The sequence below is a fragment of the Chryseobacterium arachidis genome (genome assembly GCF_900129245.1).
Lineage (GTDB): Bacteria > Bacteroidota > Bacteroidia > Flavobacteriales > Weeksellaceae > Chryseobacterium > Chryseobacterium arachidis.
In genome coordinates, this window is record NZ_FQUT01000006.1 from 1 (window position 1) to 21491 (window position 21491).

18 protein-coding genes are annotated in these 21491 nt (G+C 35.7%); 2 read left to right on the forward strand and 16 right to left on the reverse strand.

Translation table 11 applies throughout. From position 1 onward, the window contains the following. The first annotated feature begins 506 nt into the window (after nt 1-506). Entirely contained in the window at nt 507-827 is a 321-nt protein-coding gene (locus tag BUA89_RS23165) for a hypothetical protein (protein ID WP_072958024.1), read from the forward strand. Between the two features lie 161 nt (nt 828-988). On the opposite strand, the gene BUA89_RS12195 is transcribed toward BUA89_RS23165, so the two are convergent. The 14 genes from BUA89_RS12195 to BUA89_RS12260 all read right to left on the reverse strand — a co-directional run bounded on the left by BUA89_RS12195 (nt 989) and on the right by BUA89_RS12260 (nt 16620). Then, nucleotides 989-1675, reverse strand: a complete 687-nt coding sequence (locus BUA89_RS12195; protein ID WP_072958027.1) for a hypothetical protein — start codon at nt 1673-1675, stop codon at nt 989-991. Between the two features lie 10 nt (nt 1676-1685). Continuing rightward, nucleotides 1686-2546 (reverse strand): dTDP-4-dehydrorhamnose reductase, encoded by an 861-nt coding sequence (gene rfbD, locus BUA89_RS12200; protein WP_072958030.1) that lies wholly within the window; start codon nt 2544-2546, stop codon nt 1686-1688. After that, entirely contained in the window at nt 2546-3031 is a 486-nt protein-coding gene (locus BUA89_RS12205) for an acyl-CoA thioesterase (RefSeq protein ID WP_072958033.1), read from the reverse strand. The genes rfbD and BUA89_RS12205 overlap by 1 nt, the downstream gene beginning before the upstream one ends. Before the next feature lie 69 nt (nt 3032-3100). After that, the gene (locus BUA89_RS12210; protein WP_072958036.1) at nt 3101-3604 is read right to left on the reverse strand and encodes an OmpH/Skp family outer membrane protein; all 504 of its coding nucleotides are present in this window, start codon (nt 3602-3604) and stop codon (nt 3101-3103) included. Between the two features lie 63 nt (nt 3605-3667). Further along, the gene (locus tag BUA89_RS12215; protein ID WP_072958590.1) at nt 3668-4213 is read right to left on the reverse strand and encodes an OmpH/Skp family outer membrane protein; all 546 of its coding nucleotides are present in this window, start codon (nt 4211-4213) and stop codon (nt 3668-3670) included. Nucleotides 4214-4221: 8 nt separating this feature from the next. Further along, a complete protein-coding gene (gene bamA, locus BUA89_RS12220) occupies nt 4222-6759 on the reverse strand; it encodes an outer membrane protein assembly factor BamA (protein WP_072958040.1) in 2538 nt (845 codons plus the stop codon). Nucleotides 6760-6787: 28 nt separating this feature from the next. Then, the gene (locus tag BUA89_RS12225; protein WP_072958043.1) at nt 6788-7537 is read right to left on the reverse strand and encodes an isoprenyl transferase; all 750 of its coding nucleotides are present in this window, start codon (nt 7535-7537) and stop codon (nt 6788-6790) included. Nucleotide 7538: 1 nt separating this feature from the next. Beyond that, nucleotides 7539-8432, reverse strand: coding sequence for a DUF6089 family protein (locus BUA89_RS12230; protein WP_072958046.1), 894 nt, complete (start codon nt 8430-8432; stop codon nt 7539-7541). A 213-nt stretch (nt 8433-8645) separates the two neighbouring features. Further along, a complete protein-coding gene (locus tag BUA89_RS12235) occupies nt 8646-11135 on the reverse strand; it encodes an exopolysaccharide transport family protein (RefSeq protein ID WP_072958049.1) in 2490 nt (829 codons plus the stop codon). A gap of 4 nt (nt 11136-11139) precedes the next feature. Further along, nucleotides 11140-12012, reverse strand: coding sequence for a polysaccharide biosynthesis/export family protein (locus BUA89_RS12240; protein WP_228420558.1), 873 nt, complete (start codon nt 12010-12012; stop codon nt 11140-11142). 30 nt (nt 12013-12042) lie between these two features. Then, nucleotides 12043-13170: a glycosyltransferase family 4 protein gene (locus BUA89_RS12245; protein ID WP_072958056.1), complete on the reverse strand. Its 1128-nt coding sequence runs from the start codon at nt 13168-13170 to the stop codon at nt 12043-12045. Between the two features lie 103 nt (nt 13171-13273). After that, nucleotides 13274-14275 carry a glycosyltransferase family 2 protein gene (locus BUA89_RS12250; RefSeq protein ID WP_072958059.1) on the reverse strand — a complete coding sequence of 334 codons (1002 nt, stop codon included), beginning with the start codon at nt 14273-14275 and terminating at the stop codon, nt 13274-13276. A 3-nt stretch (nt 14276-14278) separates the two neighbouring features. Continuing rightward, nucleotides 14279-15349 carry a formimidoylglutamase gene (locus BUA89_RS12255; RefSeq protein WP_072958065.1) on the reverse strand — a complete coding sequence of 357 codons (1071 nt, stop codon included), beginning with the start codon at nt 15347-15349 and terminating at the stop codon, nt 14279-14281. A gap of 182 nt (nt 15350-15531) precedes the next feature. Then, entirely contained in the window at nt 15532-16620 is a 1089-nt protein-coding gene (locus BUA89_RS12260) for a glycoside hydrolase family protein (protein WP_072958068.1), read from the reverse strand. Between the two features lie 266 nt (nt 16621-16886). On the opposite strand from BUA89_RS12260, the gene BUA89_RS12265 reads away from it, so the two are divergent. Beyond that, nucleotides 16887-17570, forward strand: a complete 684-nt coding sequence (locus BUA89_RS12265) for a hypothetical protein (RefSeq protein ID WP_072958071.1) — start codon at nt 16887-16889, stop codon at nt 17568-17570. A 219-nt stretch (nt 17571-17789) separates the two neighbouring features. Here BUA89_RS12265 and BUA89_RS12270 read toward each other — a convergent pair whose 3' ends face one another. Together BUA89_RS12270 and topA are read right to left on the reverse strand one after the other, a co-directional pair. Further along, a complete protein-coding gene (locus BUA89_RS12270) occupies nt 17790-18728 on the reverse strand; it encodes a fasciclin domain-containing protein (RefSeq protein ID WP_072958075.1) in 939 nt (312 codons plus the stop codon). Nucleotides 18729-18923: 195 nt separating this feature from the next. Beyond that, on the reverse strand, nt 18924-21485 hold the full coding sequence (gene topA / locus BUA89_RS12275; protein WP_072958079.1) for a type I DNA topoisomerase: 2562 nt from the start codon (nt 21483-21485) through the stop codon (nt 18924-18926). Nucleotides 21486-21491: the final 6 nt, after the last annotated feature.

Sequence of the window (21491 nt, forward strand, 5' to 3'; positions counted from 1 at the left end):
ATTTGTTCTGTTTACTTCTGCGCTACTGATCTACTCTCGTTTTCAGTGGGGCAAAGATAGAACCTTTACCGCTACTCTTCCAAATATATTTAACATAAAATTCAATTTTGATTCATATTTAAGGGTAACTCTCTGTTTTTGTGGGAGAATAATTTTATGTTTTTTAAACTAACGTTTGATAAAGGATGGATTGGGTGACACAAAGGTGCTTGAATTAGAAAAGATAAAGGAAAAAGAAAGGTTCTTGGGAGGAAATATGATCTGTTTAGAATCAGAGTAATTGTTTTTATATAAAAATAATAATTGTAAACGCAATGACCACGAGGGTGGCTATTGTTGGCGTTTTATTTTTTATTCGCAAAGGCACTTCGTTCAGCAAATGATAACAAAAGGATATAAAAATGGAGTTTTAATGATATCTTTTATTATCTTGAGATCAATCATGGAAATGAGATTTTTACAATACTCGTCTTGTAAATAGTGGATCGAAATTTTTTCTCTCGCAGATGGAGCAGATTGAGCAGATTTTTTTTAAGGGAGTTTTATTTGCTTTGACTGAAGAATTGCTGATAGAGATTGCTTCGTCGCAGAGCTCCTTGAAAGGATTTACGAAGCATATTGTTTTTATTTGGATAACAAGTTCTGTCGTAAGTACTACTATACAGATTAGGGCTCGCTCCCTAGCCCAGATTGAAACGGCATCCTTTTTCGGGGCGGCCGCAGCGAAGCGGATGCCGTCACGAAAAAGATACAGTGGAAAGATGGAAGTAGCTCTTAAGAAATTGCAAAAAGTTGGAGAGTTTAAGAGTTTGTGGGCGAGTTTGTGAGTTTGAGAGCGGGAAATTTAAGGATAACAGGATGTCGTATTAGATTTTCCTGATATTGATGTTATGTTTTGGAATGTTTTAAAGTTGAGATCATTCGTCGCTACGCTCCTCGTAAGAACAAGGAGTTACCCTATATCGTTTAAAAAATGAAAAAGCAGAGTTTAGTTACCCTGCTTTTCTTTATTATATATAGCACTTAAAAATTCTGCGTATGATTTTTCGAGTCCGATGATGTCGCCGCTTTTTAAATTTAATCCTCCTACTCCACTTTCGTCGGATTTTATTTTTGTTGCTGAAATCTGAAAATACTGATTGGAACTGTTTTCTTTTGTCTGTGTTTTAATAGTGGAACCCAACAGCTTTTTAGTGGATATTGTGTAAACTTCCCCTGGAATTGTCTTGATAACTATGTAAGATCTTGGTGAAAGAATATAATCTTTTTTATTGATGTTAATTTTCTGTTCTTTTTCGGATGATGCAAAGATGTACATATTACCTGTCTGATCAGACAATTTTTCTTTGGGCAAATAATATAAGCTCAAACGATAGTGTGCCGGATCAAAGTTTTGGGGCGATCCATCAACATTGTCAAATGGTTTCACTGTAAAAGTGTTGGCGCCGATTTCTTTTGCCTTTTTATATATCATCGAAAAAACTTCATCATCATATTTTGAGAAACCCTGGACTTCGATTTCTCCCAAATATTCGGCATCTTTTATTTCTTCATTAATCTTATATAAGAATTTCTCTACATTTTCCTTCGTTTTTTCAACTTTTGTTAAGTACACATTTTGTGCATTAAAAAAATGAATTAGAAAAACGGAAATGAGAATTAATATTTTTTTCATTCTTTACTAATTATTTTGAAAGGATTTCCACACATTCTTCCAGACTGTTTTCCCAATGCTTAGGTTCGATTTTATAGGTTTCTTCAATTTTATCCAAACACATCGTACTTCTTTTCGGTCTTTTTGCCGGAGTTGGGTATTGTTCGGTAGTTAACGGATTCAATTTAATGGTAGATCCAGAAAATTCTGCGATTTTTTTAGCAAATTCGAACCATGTTGTTTCCGGATAATTTGAGAAATGAAAAATGCCGTATGTTTTTTGTGGAGCTTCGATGATATTCATGATGGCTTCTGCTAAATCATTGGCATTCGTAGGTTGCCCAAACTGATCAGATACGATTCCCAATTCGTCTTTTTGAGAGAAAAGATTCAGCATCGTTTTCACAAAATTTTTGTTGAATTCAGAATATAGCCACGAGGTTCTTAAAATAATTGTTTTCGGATTGATTTCCAAAGCCAGTTCCTCCCCCTTTAACTTTGATTCCCCATACACTCCGATTGGACTTGTGAAATCGTCTTCAGAATAGCACAAATTGGTTTCACCATCGAAAACATAATCTGTGGAAACGTGAATAAAAGTTGTTTTAAAATCCTTACAAGCCTGAGCAAGATAAGCAACACCTTCAGCATTTACCCTAAAAGCTTTCTCTTTTTCCGTTTCGGCGAGATCTACTGCCGTGTATGCGGATGCGTTGATACAAAAATCAGGTTTGTTGTCGTAGAAGAAGCTGGTGATCTGATCTTCGCTGGTGATATCCAATGTTTGGGAATCTGTAAAAGTGAACTCATAATCCAGCTCAAAATCGGGTGCAATCTTTCTGATGCAGTTTCCTAATTGTCCGTTTCCTCCAATGACTAAAATTTTTTTCATTATGAATTTTTTGCGTTTTGTACTCTTAAAAATTTAACTCTTGACTGGAACTCTTTCTGTTCCAGATCGACATAAAATTTGTTGAATGTCTCTTTGATATCTTCGGGATGAACTTCCGATCTTCTTGTCTTCACATTAAAATAGATCACCGTAACCCACAAGACCGCATGAATTGTTTTTTCATCTGAACTTTTCATCAAGATTTCAACTTTTGCGGTTCTTTCTCCTACTTCAATAGTCTTGCTGCTGATCACAACCGAGGTATTATAGCGTACTTCTTTCAGGTAAGCTATTTCGTTCTGAATTGCAATCCACGTACAACCGGTCTTCTTTGTATATTCTTCGTAGGTAAAACCATAAAATGTTTCCACATGATCTTCCCTTGCATTGAACATATAGTCCAGATATTTTACATTATTTAAATGACCGATCGGATCGCAATCGCTAAAGCGCACCTTTACCGTGGTTGATACTTCTCTTTCCATTCTGCAAAAATAAAAAAACCACCTCGATGAGAGATGGTTATTTTATAAATGTTTGTTAATTTCTAACAATTATTGAATACCTAATTCTTTTTTCACAGCTGCAGTAGCGTCCGCACCTCCTTTGAATACGAAAGCTGCAGAGTTTGCATCCATAATATATTCGTATCCGTTTGCTTTAGCAACTTTAGATACTGCATCGTTCAGTTTTTTCTCGATTGGTTCATAAGCTACATCTTGTTTCGCCACAAAATCTTTCTGAGCTTTATCATTCATCTGCTGGATTTCTTCCTGCATTTTTGCTAATTCTGCTTCTCTAGCTTTGTTCTCATCAGCAGTTTTCTTAGGAGCTTCTTCAGAATATTGCTTTAGTTTTGCCTGTCCTGCATCCGCTTTTTTCTTGATTTCCGCTTGTTTAGTATCTAAGAAAGCTTTAAGATCAGTATCCGCTTTTTTCTTTTCAGGCATTGCATTAAGAACACCTATAACGTCTAAAGTAGCAATTTTTTGAGCTTTTGCCATACCTACCGATACAACCATCATTACCGCTGCAAATAATACACTTAATTTTTTCATAATTGGTAAAATAAATAATTTAATTTGTTTTTTAGATCTGTAAATGTAATAAAAGTTAAACTTTTATTTTTTTCCTTTAGATTTTTCCTTTTTCGTGGTATCCTTTAATAAAATATCTAATACTTTGTCTGAATAGTCGAATCTTTTCTGAAGGAAAAGAACATTGTTACTTGTTTTATCAAGAACTATGCCTATCCCATTTTTCTCGGCCATCGTCTGTATAGCCCCCCAAATCTGATCCTGGAAAGGCTGTACAAGATTGGTTCTCAGTTTTTTAATCTCGCCTGTTGCTCCGAAACGTAAGCTGGTAGTGGTCTTAATATTCTTGTCGAGATCCATTACTTCTTTTTCTCTAAGCTTCAGCTGATCGCCAATTAAAAGCACTTTTTCACTTTCAAATGCAGATCTCTTACGTTCATATTCTGACTGTAGATTTTGCAATTCAGACTGCCACGTATCAATTTGAGCATTTAATCTCGCTTCCGCTTCTTTATATTGCGGCATTTTATTTAAGATATAATCTGTATCCACAACTCCTACTTTCTGAGCATTGCTGACTCCGAAAATCAAAAGTAGAATAAACGAAAAAACGATTTTAAAATTTTTCATATAATAGGTTATAATGATTGGTTCATCAAGAAGTGTGTCTTCCATCCTGAAGGCTCAGTTCCTGTAACTGTTTTATCGAATCCGTAAGCGAAATCAAATCCAATCAAACCAAATGCTCCCATATAAACTCTTACCCCAACACCCACTGATCTTTTCAACTGGAATGGATTATAATTACCCCAAGAATTCCATACGTTACCTCCTTCCGCAAACGTTAAGGCATAAATTTTTGCCGTCTGGTTCAATGAAATCGGGTATCTCAATTCTAACGTAAATCTATTGTAAATAGTACCTCCCCCTGTTGGAGTAATATCTTCAGAGGTTCCTCCGTACGTAGAAGCATTTTCATAACCTCTTAAAGGAATAAGCTCTCTACCATCGTATCTGCCCCCAAATAATCCGGTACCTCCCACATAGAATCTTTCAAACGGCGGAGCACCCAGGTTTTTGTTGTACCCATCCATGAATCCCATTTCGGCAGAAGATCTAAGTACCAGTTTTCCAACAATCTCGTTGTATACATCTGCCTTAAACTTCACTTTATAGAATTCCATCCACTTATATTTTTCTGTAGGACTCATTGTTGAATAATCCTTGTTATTAAACGCAGAATATGGCAACGTGAATTTCAGGGAAAGATCTAAATTGGAACCTGTAGTCGGGAAAATCGGGTCAATCCCTGCAGAGTTTCTGCTTAATCCTAGGTTGATACTTAAGTTATTGGCAGAACCATAATATTCTGTAGCATCCCCGAACTGGAAAGGATAATTTTTGAAATCATACTTTTGGTACTGAAGACCTGTGTATAATGAAAAATAATCATCCGGCCATCTCAATTGTCTGTTTAATCCTGCAGATGCGGAGAAAATGTTCAATTTCTGAGAAGATCCGTATACATCGGAATACTTAACTCTTGAGTTATTTAAACTTACAGATAAAGCTGTAGGTCTTACTCCGAACAACCAAGGTTCAGTAAATGAAACCCCGTAATTCTGGAAATATTGTCCAGCCTGTGCCTGAAGCGATAACGTCTGTCCGTCACCCTGAGGTACTGGTTTAAAGTCTTTAAATTTCAGGAAATTCTTTAAGGAGAAGTTGTTGAACGTTAATCCCAAAGTTCCGATAAAGCTGTTACCTCCGTAACCTGCCTGTAACTGAACCTGAGAAGAACCTTTCTCTACCAGCTTCCAATTGATATCCACCGTATTATCCTGCTGATTGGGCTGAATATCCTGACCCACCTGCTGCGGATCAAAGAACTGCATTCCCGCTAAATCGAAATAGGTTCTTTTAATATCACTTTTAGCGAAAAGGTTACCCGGCTTCGTTCTTAAAGCTCTCAAAATAACGTGGTCGTGAGTAGTTGTATTCCCTTCCCATGTTACTCTGTTCCAAGCCGCTTTTTCTCCTTCATTGATACGGATTTCCAGGTTGATCTTATCTCCGTTCACCGATTTTTCAACAGGTGTTACGTTTGAGAAAAGATAACCGTTGTTCATGTAGATGGATTTGATATCAGAATCATCTTCTTTACCACCATCTTCACCTACTTTTTTATTGAAACCTACCGCATCGTAGATATCTCCTTTTTTATAACCTAAATGTCTTTGCAAATATTCTGTAGGATAAACTGTATTTCCGGTAAAGGTAATATCACCGATGTAATATTGCTTCCCTTCGTTTAATTTTACATTAATTTCGTAATTGTTTCTCTTGTTTCTCCAAACAGAATCGGAAACAATTGCTGCGTCTCTGTATCCCAGAGAGTTGTAATAATTGATCAGGTTTTGTTTGTCTTCCTGATATTTTTCTTCAATGAATTTTGACGATTTTAAAATACCACCAATCCCGAATCTTCTCTGTTTTGTTTCCTTAAAAGCACTTTTTCTAAGCTTTCTGTCGGTAACAAACGTGTTTCCCTCAAACTCGATATGATCGATTTTAATTCTTTTACCTTTATCAACATTGATCGTCCAGTCTACTAAATTAGGATCACCAGCATTTACTTTATCTTCGATGGTAATTTTGGCATCTGCATACCCTTTTTTAATAAAATCTTTAGGAATATTTGTTTTAAGACTTGAAACCAAGTTTTGCGTAATCTTAGTTCCCGGCTTCAGATTATTATCTTTGGCCATCTTTTCGTTTTTGGATTTCCCGATACCTTTTCCTTTAAATTTCACTTCGCCAAGGTCTTTCAGATCCTGCAGGTAAAATCTTAAGATTACTGTTTCGCCTTCTATACTTTGTACATACACTTCAACCTCAGAAAAAGACTGGGTATCCCAAAGTTTTTTTACAGCGTTACTGATTTTTTGTCCCGGAATGTCTACAGATTCTCCTTTGGATAAACCTGTAAATCTCAAGATCTGAGCCGGTGTATATTTTTTAACCCCATCTACAACGATGTCTTTCAATGTATATGTTCCAGCCTGGTTTTCTGCGTGTACAGAGTTGCTCACCTGTGTGCTGTCCTGTGGAGTTACCTGTCCATAAAAATGTGCAGAAGCAACAAACATAATGATGGGTAATAGTCTAAACTTCATTTTATCGTAGTCTTTCTTTTCTTAAATTTTACTGTATTTTTATTTGTTCACCGGTCATTCCGAACCTTCTTTCTTTGTTTTGATAGTCTACAATACACTGAAAGAAAATATCTTTGGTAAAGTCCGGCCACAGAACATTTAAAAACTGCAGCTCTGCATAAGCGATCTGCCAAAGGAGGAAGTTGCTGATTCTTATTTCGCCGCTGGTTCTGATTAATAAATCAACGGGCGGAAAATCTTTAGTATACAGATAGCTTTCGAATAATTTCTCATCGATATTCTCTGTTTCTATTTTTCCTTCTTTTACATCTTCGCTGATGTTTTTTACGGCATTCAGTATTTCGTTTTGCGATCCGTAGCTGATCGCCAATACCAAATTACCTTTTGTGTTTTCTTTTGTTAATTCCACCACCCTGAGAAGCTGATCTTTAACAAGTGGCGGCAGTTTATCAAGATTTCCAATAACGTGCATCCTCAGTCCTTTGCTGAAAATTTCTTCCGCTTCCAGCAACAAAGTTTCTACAAGTAAATTCATTAAAGTATTTACTTCTTCTGCAGGACGGTTCCAATTTTCCGAGGAAAAGGTGTAAAGTGTTAAGTATGGAATATGTATTTCATTACAAGCATTAATGGCATTCCTTACTGCATCAACGGCATTTCTGTGCCCGAAGGTTCTTTCTTCGCCACGGGATTTTGCCCACCTTCCGTTACCATCCATGATGATTGCAACATGCTTTGGTAAATTTTCCGGATCTATTTTATCTTTTATCAACGACATCTTAATCACAATAACACGGAGGTCTTCCGAAAGAATAAGTTAGCCCCAAGCTAAATGTATTCAACCAATCTTTAGACTTCATATCTCCAACATTTCTATTTCCGCTAAGGGCAGCTTCCCTTTCTTTAGATACAATATAATACGCATCTGTCTGAAGTAAAGATCCTCCCGTAACAGGACTTAATATATCTGAATTATATGTAGAAACAACGTCTTTATCCAATATTCTGCTGTAATCAAGCTGATCTGTAAGCGTATATCTGAATGTTGCTTCTGCAAAAATAGCCCAGTTGTAGTTAAATTTATATTTTAAACCTACTCCAAAAGGAATATTCATTGTAGTTTTTGTTCCTGTAGAATAAACTGCTGTTGTGGTAAAATCCAATTCATTAATCGGAGCCTGCGCCACCCCATCAGCATCTCTTCTAAAGTCGTTCACCATCGTCGCTTTTGGAGCATCAAAGATCAAAGTCCCGATTCCCCCGAAAATGTATGGGCTTACCATACCTTTCTGCTCATTATTAACAGGGAAGAAATTGTATTCGAAAACCAAACTTGCTTCGTATATATTATTTTTCCCGTAAGAGTTTCTGTTTTGTCTGTACTCTTCTTTCGCAACTTTATCGTTAAACTGAACCTGGTTGTATCCAAGATCCAATCTTACAGTCTGGTGAGGATTAAAATTAAACCTATATAAAATTCCCCCATAAAACGGAACTCCCCAATCAGAAGTCTTGCTTAAATCCAATGGCTTTTGTAAAATATAATTCGTTCTCCCTATATCCCCAACTAGGTTACTCATACCTAGACGAACTCCCAGTTCGTTTCTTTGAGCTTTAACACTTACCACAGTTCCTAGAGCGGCAAGGAAGCTAAACAATAATTTTCTATTCATAAAAGAATATGGATTTATGGTTATTTTAAAATTTAATTTTTGCAAATATAAAACTTTTTTATATTAATGATAATCTTAATGTTTAGTTAAAAATAAACAAAAAAACATAATTTGTTATAAAGTAAACGACAAACTCGGCAAATTATTCTTTTTTTAATAGATTCAAAATTATCATGATATAATAAACCCCCATTAAATGAGGGCTTAAATGTATTATTTTTTATTGAATATAGACTGTACTTTATTCCTTATTCTTATTAATAATGGTTCCTTGTAATGTTTGTCTTCATCAAAATAGCCGTAACCGTAGCCGTAGCCATAACCGTAACCATAGCCGTAGCCCTGTTTTACGTTATAATCATTATACACAATTCCCAGATGACTGATCTCGCCTTTATGATACTTTTCTGTAATCATCTTCAGCATATACTTTTCTGTATATTCGTGACGGACAACATAAATATTGGCATCAGAATACTTCATCAGTTCGTAAGAATCTGCTACAAGCCCCACCGGAGGCGAATCGATAATAATAAAATCGTATATTTTTTTAAGCTCTTCAATAAATTTGATGTTCCTTTCGCTCATTAATAGTTCGGAAGGATTCGGCGGAATCGGCCCTGAGGTTGCCACATCAAGATTAGAGATATTTGTTTTGTTAATGATCTGATCCATTTCCACTTCACCGGTAAGATAATTGGAAATACCATATTTATTATCAATTTTAAAATCACCAAAAATCTTTGGCTTTCTTAAATCCATTCCTAAAAGAATTGTTTTTTTATCACTTAGCCCTAAGACAGAAGCCAAATTGATGGAAATATATGTTTTCCCTTCTCCACCTACTGATGATGTGATCAAAATTACTTTGCTGCCTCCATTCTCCCCTGAAAGGAATCTCACATTCGCTCTAATCCCTCTGAACGCCTCCGAAACAGAAGACTTAGGCTGATTAAGCACGGTAAGCATATTGTCATTCGTATTGTTCCCGATTACTCCCAACAAAGGAATTCTTGTAGCACTAAGCAATTCTTTGATATTTCTAATCTTGCTATCCAGGAAACTACCAATTAAGATAAATAAAAGGGGAAGAATCAACAATCCGCCAATGATAGCAGCCTTTGTTCCTTTAACATTAGGGCCTATCGCCGGCTGCCCCACATTTTTCGCCGGATCAATCACGCTGATGTCAGACTGGTTTGAAGCCATTCTCATCTGCGTTTCGTTCTGTCTTCCCAATAAACTGTTGTAGGTCGCCTCGATCATGTTATACCCTCTCTCCGCATCAAGATATTTTCTCTGCTTTTCCGGATAGGTTGCCAGATCTGCATTGGCGCTGTTTACCTCCTGGTTAATTTTATTTATTTCCGTATTGTAACCTGTATAATAATTTCTTAAAGCACCGTTAGAATTAAGTTTTGCTTCATCAATCAATCTGTTGATTTCTCTCATCGGCTCAGAATTTGACTTATAAATTAAAGCCATTTCCCTTCTTTTAAGATATAGAGCTTTCAGTTCTGATACAGATGCAGTGAACAGTCCATCTTGGAAACCTGCAGCCGTTGTGCTGATCATTTTTTCAAAATTCTGTGCTTCAAGGCTTTGTCTTATTTGATTTAGCGATGTAATTTTACTTTCAAGATCGGCTTTTTTAGCTTCAAGATCTTTAATTTTAGTCAAAGACTTTTCGTCACGGTCTTTGATATCATACAGCTTTTCGCTGGTCTTCATATAGTTCAGAACATTAGCGCTTGAATCTAATTTCTTTCTGACTTTATCAAGATTTCCCTGCAAGTAAACATCAGTATTTTTATCAACTGTTATTTTATCCGCAAGCCTTTTCTTTTGCAGCTGGCTCACCGACATATTCAGGAAATTTACTGTACTGTTAAGATTATATCCGGATTTGGTGATAATCATAATCGTATTAATTTCCTTATCAAACTCCACTCCTATACTAGAAACAATATCATTAACAGCCTGATTAACAGTACTTAATTTAACAATAATATTTTCCAATTTAATTTTGGGAACAATAGGGTTCTGAACAAGCTTAAATCTTAGATTGGGTGAAGTATACCACTCACCAACCTTAATAATTTTATTTGCGGGCCTCTCGAATGGATCAATAGTTATAAAGCCTTCTGCCTCATAGCTGTATAAACTGTTTGATTCCCCTTCTTCCGGTAAAATAACTTCGTATGATTTATTTCCTTTAGGAATTAAAGTAATCGGATAATTAATCTGTTGGCCATGCTTATTGTCCACCTGAAGAAAAACAGGCGAATCGTCTTTATCCAGATAAGTAGATTTTATAACCCCTTTTGTAGAATAGTTAACAAAAAGATCCAGCTCTTTCACTAAGAATTCGTTATGACTTCTTGATAAAAGCATTTTCTTTAAATATACCCCGTCCTGATTTCCTCCCTGTCCCCAGATAAAGTTGATAGACTGGTTAGGTGTAAAATAACTAGCCGTATTATTGGAAATACTTAAAGATAAGTTGGACGCATAAATATTTTGTGCATAATATTTACCGTAAACCCAGGCCAATGAGTAACCGATAAACAGCATTAAAACGAACCAATACCAATTTCTAAGAACTCTTCTTAAAAAATGTTCAATATCAAATAAAGCGAAAGAACCGTATTTTTCCTTTGGAGAATCATTTTTCTCAACGGTATCATTTTTTCCTGGAATCATGATCTTAAAGGTTTTTTAGAAGTAGGTAAATTGATAACGCAGTAGTAATTACGGAAACTCCTGTTGTTAAAGTCTGGATCGGGTCTTTCCCAAATCCGTTTAAGCTTTTTCCTCTAGTGTTCAAATAAATCTCATCCCCGTTCTGCACATAATAATATGGAGAATTCATTACATCCTCTCTTGTAAGATCTATTCTTGCTGTTTTGATTCCTTCTGGTAGTTTTCTGTGAATAACGATATTTTTTCTATCAACCGTTCTGTTTAAACCACCACTTATAGCCAATGCTTCAGTAATGGTAAGTGTATTTTTGTGAACTACTTTTTCTCCGGTAACCCCCGTTGTTTCAACATCTCCTAAAACATAAAAAGTAATTCCGTTGGTATTGAGCCTTACTTGAGATTTTCCTTCCTGAAAATTCTCATTTACCTTCTCCTGAATTTCTTGGCTTACCTCTTCAATCGTTCGGCCTTCAGCCTTTACATATCCAATACCAAAAATATTAATATCTCCGCTGGTGTCTACTTTTAAACCATTAAAATAAAAAATGACATTTCCACCGGTGTTTCCACCTCCTGAAGATATCATCCCCCCTCCATTTGCAGTTGGATTGGTAGTTGGAGCCACAGTAGACCCAGAAGTATTCAGAGAAGAATAGAACTGTGCAGCATCTCCTTTTGGAGTTGTGACAATATTAAGATTTAAAATATCATTCTTTGTGATTCGGTAAACGGGAATGTTATAGGGAACCAATCCTTCTTCATTAATAACAAGACTCTCATTAGGCTGCATATACCTTACGTCTTTTGTAGTGACACAAGATGTCGTCATCAGCAATGGCACTATAAGAAGGAATAAAAATTTACGGTTCTTCATCATATTTTTTTAGTTGTTTGCAAAAATAAAAATTTAATTATTAGTCTTTTGATTATTTTTCAGTCTGTAAATAAAATCCGGGATATAAGCTCCTAAAAAGCCTAAAGCCACAATGATCAATAATAAAAGATTAACATTCGTGTGTCTGAAGTAATAAGCTACCGAAACTACAAAAAGATAATACACAATGATGTAAAAACTGGATCTTCTGTGGGTAAGATTAAGTTTCAGCAGCTTGTGATGGATATGGTTTTTATCTGCATCAAAAGGCGATTTTTTATTAGCAAGCCTTATAATTATTACATTCAGGGTATCTACAATCGGCAGAATAAGAATAGCGACTGCAACTACAGGAGCCGACTGCAAATGATACATGGGAACATCCGGCAGTTTTTTGTCAATAAAAATATCAATAAAACAGATGGAAGTAAAAGCAAGCAAAAAACCTAAAAGCATTGAGCCTGTATCTCCCATAAAAATTTTATTGGTACGGTAATTCGAAAGGTTATAATATAAGAATGCCAATACAGCTCCTATGATAATTACTGATAAGACCACCAGCGGATAATTGTACTCCCCTAATCTGTAATAACTGATCCCGAAAAGGGCACTACAGATTACAGAATATCCCCCGGCAAGACCATCAATACCATCTATCAGATTAAACGCATTGATAAGGATTATAAATGTAATGATACTGAAGACAATACTTACAAAATATTCCAGCTCGTAGACACCGAAAATGCCAAACAGACTTCGGATCCTGATATCCGACCCGATAACCACCAACGAAGAAACAACAATCTGAGCCACTAGCTTTTTATAAGCCCTCATCACCACAATATCATCCATTACACCGATGTAAAGGAGAATAATCATAGAAGCAAATAAAAATTTATACAGATCAAAAAGTTCGTACGCAAACATAGACGCACAGATTCCTATCGAATAAAAAATAGCAATCCCGCCTAAGTTTGGGATTTTTCTTAAATGTGAACTCCTCACACCAGGCTCATCCATTAAATTCTTTCTCCTGGAAATTTTAACAATGGTAGGAACGGAAAAATAAGTGATTAAAAACGAGAATAAAAAACCAAGTCCTACTTTTACGTAAAAAATAGGAACTCCCGATTGAGTTAAGAACAATTCAAAATTCTTCATTTTTTCTATTCAAGTACTTTATTGTCTCAATATAAGAAAGATTCACTGATTTTAGAAATATTATTCATGATTCAACACCGAAACAACAGCACTCCCATTTGTGTTATATTAGTTTTCTTATCAATTTCTTCTGCCCAGCAAAAAACAACAGATAAAATATCTTTTTCTTCAAAGGCAAAGATAATAGATAATTATTATCAAAACGATTATATTTTACGATATCTTTTAATTTTATCCTTCTTTCCTGCATAAAAATTTTCAATTTTTCAGACATTTCATAAAACGTCTCTTCCTTTTTCACAAAAGCCAGATAAGCCAGAAAAGAATAAACCCCCTCGAAAATCTGAAAGTTTTTCAATTCTGCATGCTTTTCAGAATATTGTGATTTTCGGAAAACCGCTTCCACATCTTCTACCGCTTTTAATATATCAAGTCCTTTTTCAGTATGAGTTTTGGTAATAGAATCAGTCCGTTCAAGATACTGATAGTGGAAATTCTGAGTCTGGGCAATGGTTTCACATTCCAGCAACAGTTGGGGAATTAACTGAATATCTTCAAAATGAGCCTCTTTTTTAAATCTTTTTCCATTAAAAAGTTCTTTTTTGAATAATTTATTACAGGCAAAATAACTCAGATCCGAAAAAACAGAAAAGTTTTTATCCAGATCAATGTTCTCAGGCATGTTTGGAATTTGGGTCAATTTCTGAGTAACATTTCCGTTCTGGTCAACCTTCTGGATATTGCAGATTACCATTTTAGACTGATGTTTTTCTGCAAGATTCACCATTTCTTCAAACATGGCTGGAGCCACATAGTCGTCGCTGTCCACAAAACCCAAATAATCTCCGGTTGCACGTTCGATTCCGAAATTTCGGGCATCGCTTAAACCACCGTTTTCTTTATTAAAAGACTTAATTTTTTCAGGATATTTTTGAGCATACTCCTGAATAATTTGCTCAGAATTGTCTTTACTTCCATCATTCACCACCAAAATTTCGATATTCTGATGCGTTTGACTGATCAGAGAATCAAGGCATTTTGTCAGATAATTTTCGACATTATAAACGGGAACAATGATGGAAACTTTTGAGGGAACGTTCGTCATACATTAAATTTTCGTCAGTCGTGCATTCAGCCAGCCTCTTTTGGCTTCGTCGAAATCTTTCCTTGAGCAAGGAATACAGTTTTCTATATTTTCATCATCTCCAAAATACCAGAGATTACTGAAAGTATCGCGCTTGAAAGCATATTGCCTGTCATCAACCAGCACATAAAATACTTCGTAATGTCTTTCTTTCGGGTGAGATTTCTGGATGTTGATTCCTTCAATCAGATACCAGATCATCTGTGCCAAAAGCTGGTGATTCAGTTGATTTTCAGAATAAATATTGTAATTAAAAATTCCGACAGATTTTAAATTTTCGCTCAGTCCGATTTCTTTCATATAAGCACAAACCTCCCTTCGGTTAAGTCCATTTACCTGTGGATTCATAGAAAAAGGCTCGCTGAAACTTTCGATCGCATCACAATTTACGGTCACCAGATCCGCTTTTCGGAAGAATGGTTCTGTTTTCTCTGTAGAATTCATCATTTCAGCCAAACGGATGATATCGAACTCAACTTCTTTAATTAATCTTATGGAATCGGCTTCATTTAAATGTTTCTGATACCCTAAGTGATGATAATTTTTAATCGCAAAATTCTTAGCTCCAAAAATTTTACCTAAAAAAGTATGTTCGTTAATCATTTCACCTTGTTTCAGGGAAATAATATTGCTGATTTGAGTATAATTAATGCTTTTCGTATGGAAATTTAACGCCGAAAAAAGGGAAAAAGCAAAGTCATTGGAGCCTCCGACAATCACCGGAATTGCCCTTTTATAATGACAAGCCGACAAAACCTCCTGCAAAATATAATGAGAATCCTCAACCGATTTTCCTGAAACCAAATCTCCCAAGTCCACAATCGGAATCTCAAAATCCAGCTGAGAAAGTTTATAAAATTCCTGCCTGATTCCTGTAAAATCCTGAACCTCCGCATCGCCATTGGCACCTCTATAATCCGAAACAAAAAGAAGAACAATACTGTCTTCCTTTATATCTTTCGTGATTCGGTTTCCGATTTGCCAGCTTTCAGTTTTGAAATTTCTTGGTGAAATGATAAAATCTTCAAAATTCATTTTATAATCCGCGTTATTTCCACAAACTTACAAAAAACCTTATCAATTCAAACTTATGTCACGTTTTTTATGCGTAAAAAAACCATCAACAAATTGTTAACGGCTTTGTAGTAATATTCTTCCATCAGCCTTGTCAAAGTTTAAAACTTTAACAAGGTTTCGTTGAGTTTATATTTAAATTTTTAAGCCTTCAAAATCTCAAAAACAAACGTTGTAGAAGTTTCAAATTCTCCGCCTTGGGTTGCACCAAATAAAAATCTGGGAGTTTCGCCATCTTTATCTAACAAAATCATTGGCCGTTCCAATCTTCCGAATCGGTTTAAATTTTTCGGAGGAGTTGGTTCTGTGATATAACTTTTCATATTAAGATAAGCGATCTCCGGTTTTGTCCATTTTATTCCGTCTTTTGTAGTTAAATGCAATCCAAATTCATGATTAAAAAATCCCATGTCACGGGCAACCATGTGATATTTCCCTTTTTGTTTCCAGACGAAAGCATCTTCCAATTGTGCATTATTTGGTAATGATGAAAAATCAATCACCGGGTTTTCCGAAACTTTCACATAAGGTCCAAATGGAGAATTCGCTTTTGCCAATCCGTATTTTCTGTTCCCTCTGATCGGCCCTTTCTGAGTTTTGTACTCTTGCGTGTTCCATGATTTGTAAAAAAGCCAATATTTTCCGTCATTTCCTATTACAAAGGCAGGATTTGTTGTGCAATGATCATCCCACGAACCTTCTTTTCCGGGAAGCAACAAAGGTTCATCCGGTCTTTTCCATTCTCCCTCTAAAGTTTTTGAGGTTGCTAAACCAATTCTTTTGGTATTTGTTTTTCCATTAGAATTTCCCATAAAGAACAACAAATAATCTTTGCCGACTTTTTTAATTAAAGGATTATGACAGGTCGTCGCATCCCAAAAACCTTCTCCTCTTGGAGCTAAAACAACTTCTTTATGTTGAAACTCGTCAAATGGTGAATTGGCTTCCGCACGACAAATTTCCGAACCTTTCAACCAACCGCCCATTCCTTTTTCTTTTTTCCATCGGGAATAAAAGAGATGTACTTTTCCGTCTTCTCCCCAGATCGGAGAACTGCACCAAATGTAATATCCTTCCAAAGCTAACGACCTTCCAATTGGTTTTAAATTGAAATATGGTTTTTCATCCGAAGACAATAAGCTCGTAAACGACGAACCGAAAAATACCGCCGCCATCCCCAATCCTGAGATTTGTAAAAATTCTTTGCGTGAAAAGTTTTTCGGCTGTTCCATATCATAAAATTTGCTACTGCCAAGGTAATGGGATTGATTGTGCAGAGCATCCTGCACTTTCGGGTTTTCTTAGAATGGAAATGGTTTGATAATGATTTTTTGTTTCTACTTTAAAATCACAAGCAATTCGATGCCACTTAATTTCAATTCGTGGCTTTTCTTTGATGAAATTTTGTAATTTTAAATAAAAGATTGTTATAAAAAACCAAATATAATTTGCGTTTAAATTCTAAGGATGATGTTGTTAATCCAAAACTCCTAACAGTATGAATTTTAAAACTAAAATAGTTATGATTTTATTATCCTCTTTATTAATTACGAATTGTAAGGAGGAAATGAAGAAATGTATAAGCCAATCTACCGATACTAATGTAAAACTATATAATGATTTAACAGATCAGTTGATACCTTATTTTTTTAGAGAAGATTATTTAGGTAAAAAAAAATATTTTGATAGTTTAAGAGTTCATAATGATGATTTATATATCGAAGAGAAGACAAAAGCCCACAACGAAATTTTTAATCATCCTGAAAAATTTTGCAATTTGTATATAGATTCTATTAAAAATAAAAATACTGATTTTGCTACAGGTAGTACCGAAGATAATATAAAATACATACAAAGAAAGAAGGATTTTTTTAAAGACTTTTCCAATAGTCCAGATATTATTAAAAATTTAAGCCTACGAAGTTCTATAAAAGCAAATCAATTTAATTTGTGTACCGCAAAAGTGCTGGATCTGGCAGAGTATGATAAACATACCAATGAATGTGAGATAGGTGTTGTCTATTTTTCAGAGATTGTATTTGATCCTTCTAAAAAAAGAGCATTAGTTTTTGTTGACCATCATATAAAAAAAGATTATTACGGTAGAAATGCTGTATTTAAACTAAGATTGCATGATAATTATTGGGAAATAGAAGATTTTATGTTAGTGTCAACTTCCTAATTTCCGGCACTCGATAGCGCGGATTTGTAATCCGCACCTGTAAAAACAACAAAAACTTTGCAGATTGCAAAGTTTTTGTTCTTGTAAAGTAGTAATTATATATCTTCGTATGTAAGTAATATTGAGGAAGAGTAAATCCATTACGCAAAATCTCCCGACTTTGCGCAATAAACAAATAAACTCCGAAGTCAGGAGACTTCGGAGAGTAAAAAGTTTTATCTAAGGAAGCAAGACCTGATCAATAACATGCACTACACCGTTAGTAACCACCATGTCTTTTGCGGTTATATTTGAAGCCGTTGTATTTCCATTACCTTTCACTTTTGCCCCTCCCGTAAGAGAGATTGTTACTTTAGCTCCGTTTATAGTAGTAGGCATCGCACCTTCGGTAAGATCAGACGAAAATACTTTTGCATTAATAACATGATAAGTAAGAATACTTGCTAATGTATTAGGATTTGCAGCATTAATAGCTGCTTCGGAAGAGAACCCTGCATTAATAAATGCCTGATTTGTAGGAGCAAAAACTGTAAGAGAAGCATTGGCATCAGACAACAATGCAGCAACATTTGTTGTACCCTGACTTGCACGTGTAACCGCTGCAACCAAATAACTTAAATTAGGATTTGCCTGTGCAGCCTGAACGATATTGTTAGTAGGTGGCATAAGTACTTTATCGATAACATGCACGACACCATTTCTCGCCATAACGTCTGCCGTCACCACTTTCGCTCCGTTTACATAAACTCCGCTGCTGTTCTTAGTGATATGAAGCTTCTGATTATTTGATATTGAAATATCTGTCGATCCGTTAGGAATATCTCCTGAAGCATATTTCTGCATAGCTACATGATACATTAATATACTTTTTAACTGGTCAACTGGTACTGCATTAATTGCCGCTTCGGTACCTAAACCCGCTGCCTGAAATGCTTCATTATTTGGGGCAAAGACCGTAAAATTCCCATTCGCTGCAAGTGTTTCAGCCAAGCCCGCTCTAACTACAGCTACTTTTAGCAAGGAAAGGTTCTGATTTTCAGAAACAAGATCCGTAATTGATTTTCCATTATCCATAGGCATGTCGTCATTATCATCACATGAAACAACAAATACCATTAATAATAAAAATCCCAGAAAAGTTTTTAAAAGATTTTTCATAAAAATTAATTTTAGTTTATAAATATACTTATTGGTGTTATATTTAGATTACAAATATCCTTTTCAAATTTCATGCCGATACACATTTTTTTAATCTTAAATTTTTAAGGGATAAAAAATTTATTTATAAACTTCTGGAAGTAATGAAAAAAGCACAGATTATATCTGTGCTCATATCTTTTTAAAAATGATTATTTATTTCTTTGCTGCAGGCTTCTTTGCTTTCGTCGTTACCTTTTTAGCCGTAGTAGCTTTCTTCGCAGCAGGTTTTTTCTTCTCTGCAAAAGCTTTCGGATCCTGATCTGTAATCCATTTTTTAACCTCATCGAGAGAAATTTCTTTCAGCTCTTCGCTTTCGTATTTTGTATCGTCTTTTTTCTTTGGAATTTTATAAATATTCTTTCCATGTTTCACGATAGGACCCCATCTTGCATTTTCAATTGAGATTTTTTCAGCTTCCCATTGTTGAATATAACGGTTGGCCTCTTTTTCCAATTTAGCTTCCACCAATTCATTGATGTCGCTTTGAGAAAGATTTTCGAAGTTATATTTTTTAGGGACATTAATAAAAATACTTTGATACTTAATAAAGGGACCAAATCTTCCTGTTCCCTTTGTAATGGGTTCACCTTTGTAATTTGCGATCGGCGCATCTGCCAATTTCTTTTCGTTGATGATTTCTTCCGCACGTTTTTGATCAACTGAAAGCGGATCTTCACCTTTCGGAATACTGATGTACGTTTCACCCCATTTCACATAAGGTCCAAATCTTCCAACCCCCACTGAAACAGCTTGTCCGTCTACTTCATTCAAATCAAATGGAAGCTTGAATAATTCCAACGCTTCTTCAAAAGTAATCGTTGCAATATTTTGTCCGGCCATTAATGAAGCAAAAATCGGTTTTTCTTCATCATCCGTTTCACCGATCTGGATCATCGCTCCGAATCTTCCGATTCTTGCGTGAACGTTCTTACCTGTTTTAGGATCAACACCCAAAAGCCTGTCTCCGGTTGCTCTTTCTGCATGCTCTTCTACATCCTGAATTCTCGGGTGGAATTTTGAGTAGAAATCCGTCATCATTTCCTTCCACTTCTGTTCACCGTTGGCAATTTCGTCGAAACTGCCTTCCACTCTTGCCGTGAAACCGTAATCTAAGATCTCTTTAAAATTATCTGTCAAGAAATCGCTTACAACCTCACCCGTGTCCGTAGGAACGAATTTATTTTTATCCCCTCCGAATTTCTCTTCAAGGACTTCTTTTTTAATTTTATCTTTTACCAGAGACATTTTCACGATCTCACGAGTTTGTGAATCGATTTCTCTTTTATCAACATATTCACGATTTTGGATCGTCTGAATGGTCGGCGCATAAGTCGATGGACGACCAATTCCCAATTCTTCAAGCTTTCTTACCAAACCTGCTTCCGTATATCTCGCGCTCGGTCTTGTGAATTTTTCTGTTGCCGTAATTTTTTTATAGTCTAAAATTTCTCCAACTTTTACTTTCGGAAGTAGTTTTTCATTATTTTCCTCATCATCATCTTCTGTTTTTACGATTCCATAAGCCTTTAAGAAACCATCAAAAATGATAACCTCCCCTTGCGCTTCGAAATGCTGAGGAAGTTTTGCATTACCAATTTCAATAACAGTCTTCTCAATTTTAGCGTTTGCCATCTGAGAAGCCAATGTTCTTCTATAAATTAATTGGTACAATCTATTTAATTGAGCATCTCCAATGCTGGTTACTGCAAAATCAGTCGGACGAATCGCCTCGTGAGCTTCCTGTGCAGAGGCTGATTTTGTGGTATAATTTCTTGGCGAAGAATATTCCGCACCGTATTCTGAGATGATTTGTTTTTTTGCACCTTCAATTGCTTCTTGAGAAAGGTTTACCGAGTCTGTTCTCATATAGGTAATGTACCCTTCTTCGTACAATCTTTGTGCAAGACGCATGGTGTTGGTTACATTATATCCTAACCTTGAAGATGCTTCCTGTTGTAACGTAGATGTTGTAAAAGGTGCAGATGCAGAGCGCGTTCCAGGTTTTGTTTCAACATTCAGAACTTTGAATTCTGTTGTTTTTGATAATTCTAAGAATTTCTCTGCGTCTTCTTCTTTGTCGAAATCTTTTTTAAGCTTTGCTGAAATTTCCTGTTCAGCTTTATTTAAGAAAACTCCGTCCAGTTTGAAACTTGCTTTCGGAATGAACTCACGGATTTCCTTTTCTCTTTCAACAATTAATCTTACGGCAACCGACTGCACTCTACCAGCAGATAATCCCGGCTTTACTTTTTTCCAAAGCACTGGAGACATTTCGAAACCAACAATTCTGTCTAAAACTCTTCTTGCCTGTTGGGCATTGACTAAGTTTTGATCAATATCTCTGGGATTTTCAATAGATTTTAGAATGGCATTTTTAGTAATCTCGTGGAAAACGATTCTTTTTCTGTTTTCCGGCTTCAATTTCAGTTCTTCCGCCAAGTGCCATGCAATAGCCTCACCTTCGCGGTCTTCATCGGAAGCCAACCAAACCATTTCGGCTTTTTTCACAGCGGCTTTCAGTTCTGTTACCAATTTCTTTTTGTCGGCAGAAACTTCGTAATCCGGGCTGAAGGTCGCCAAATCAATCCCCATTCCTTTTTTAGGCAAATCCCGGATATGCCCGAAACTGGATTTCACTTCGAAATCCTTACCTAAATACTTCTGAATAGTTTTTGCTTTTGCCGGTGACTCGACGATTACTAAATTTTTCGACATTCTAAA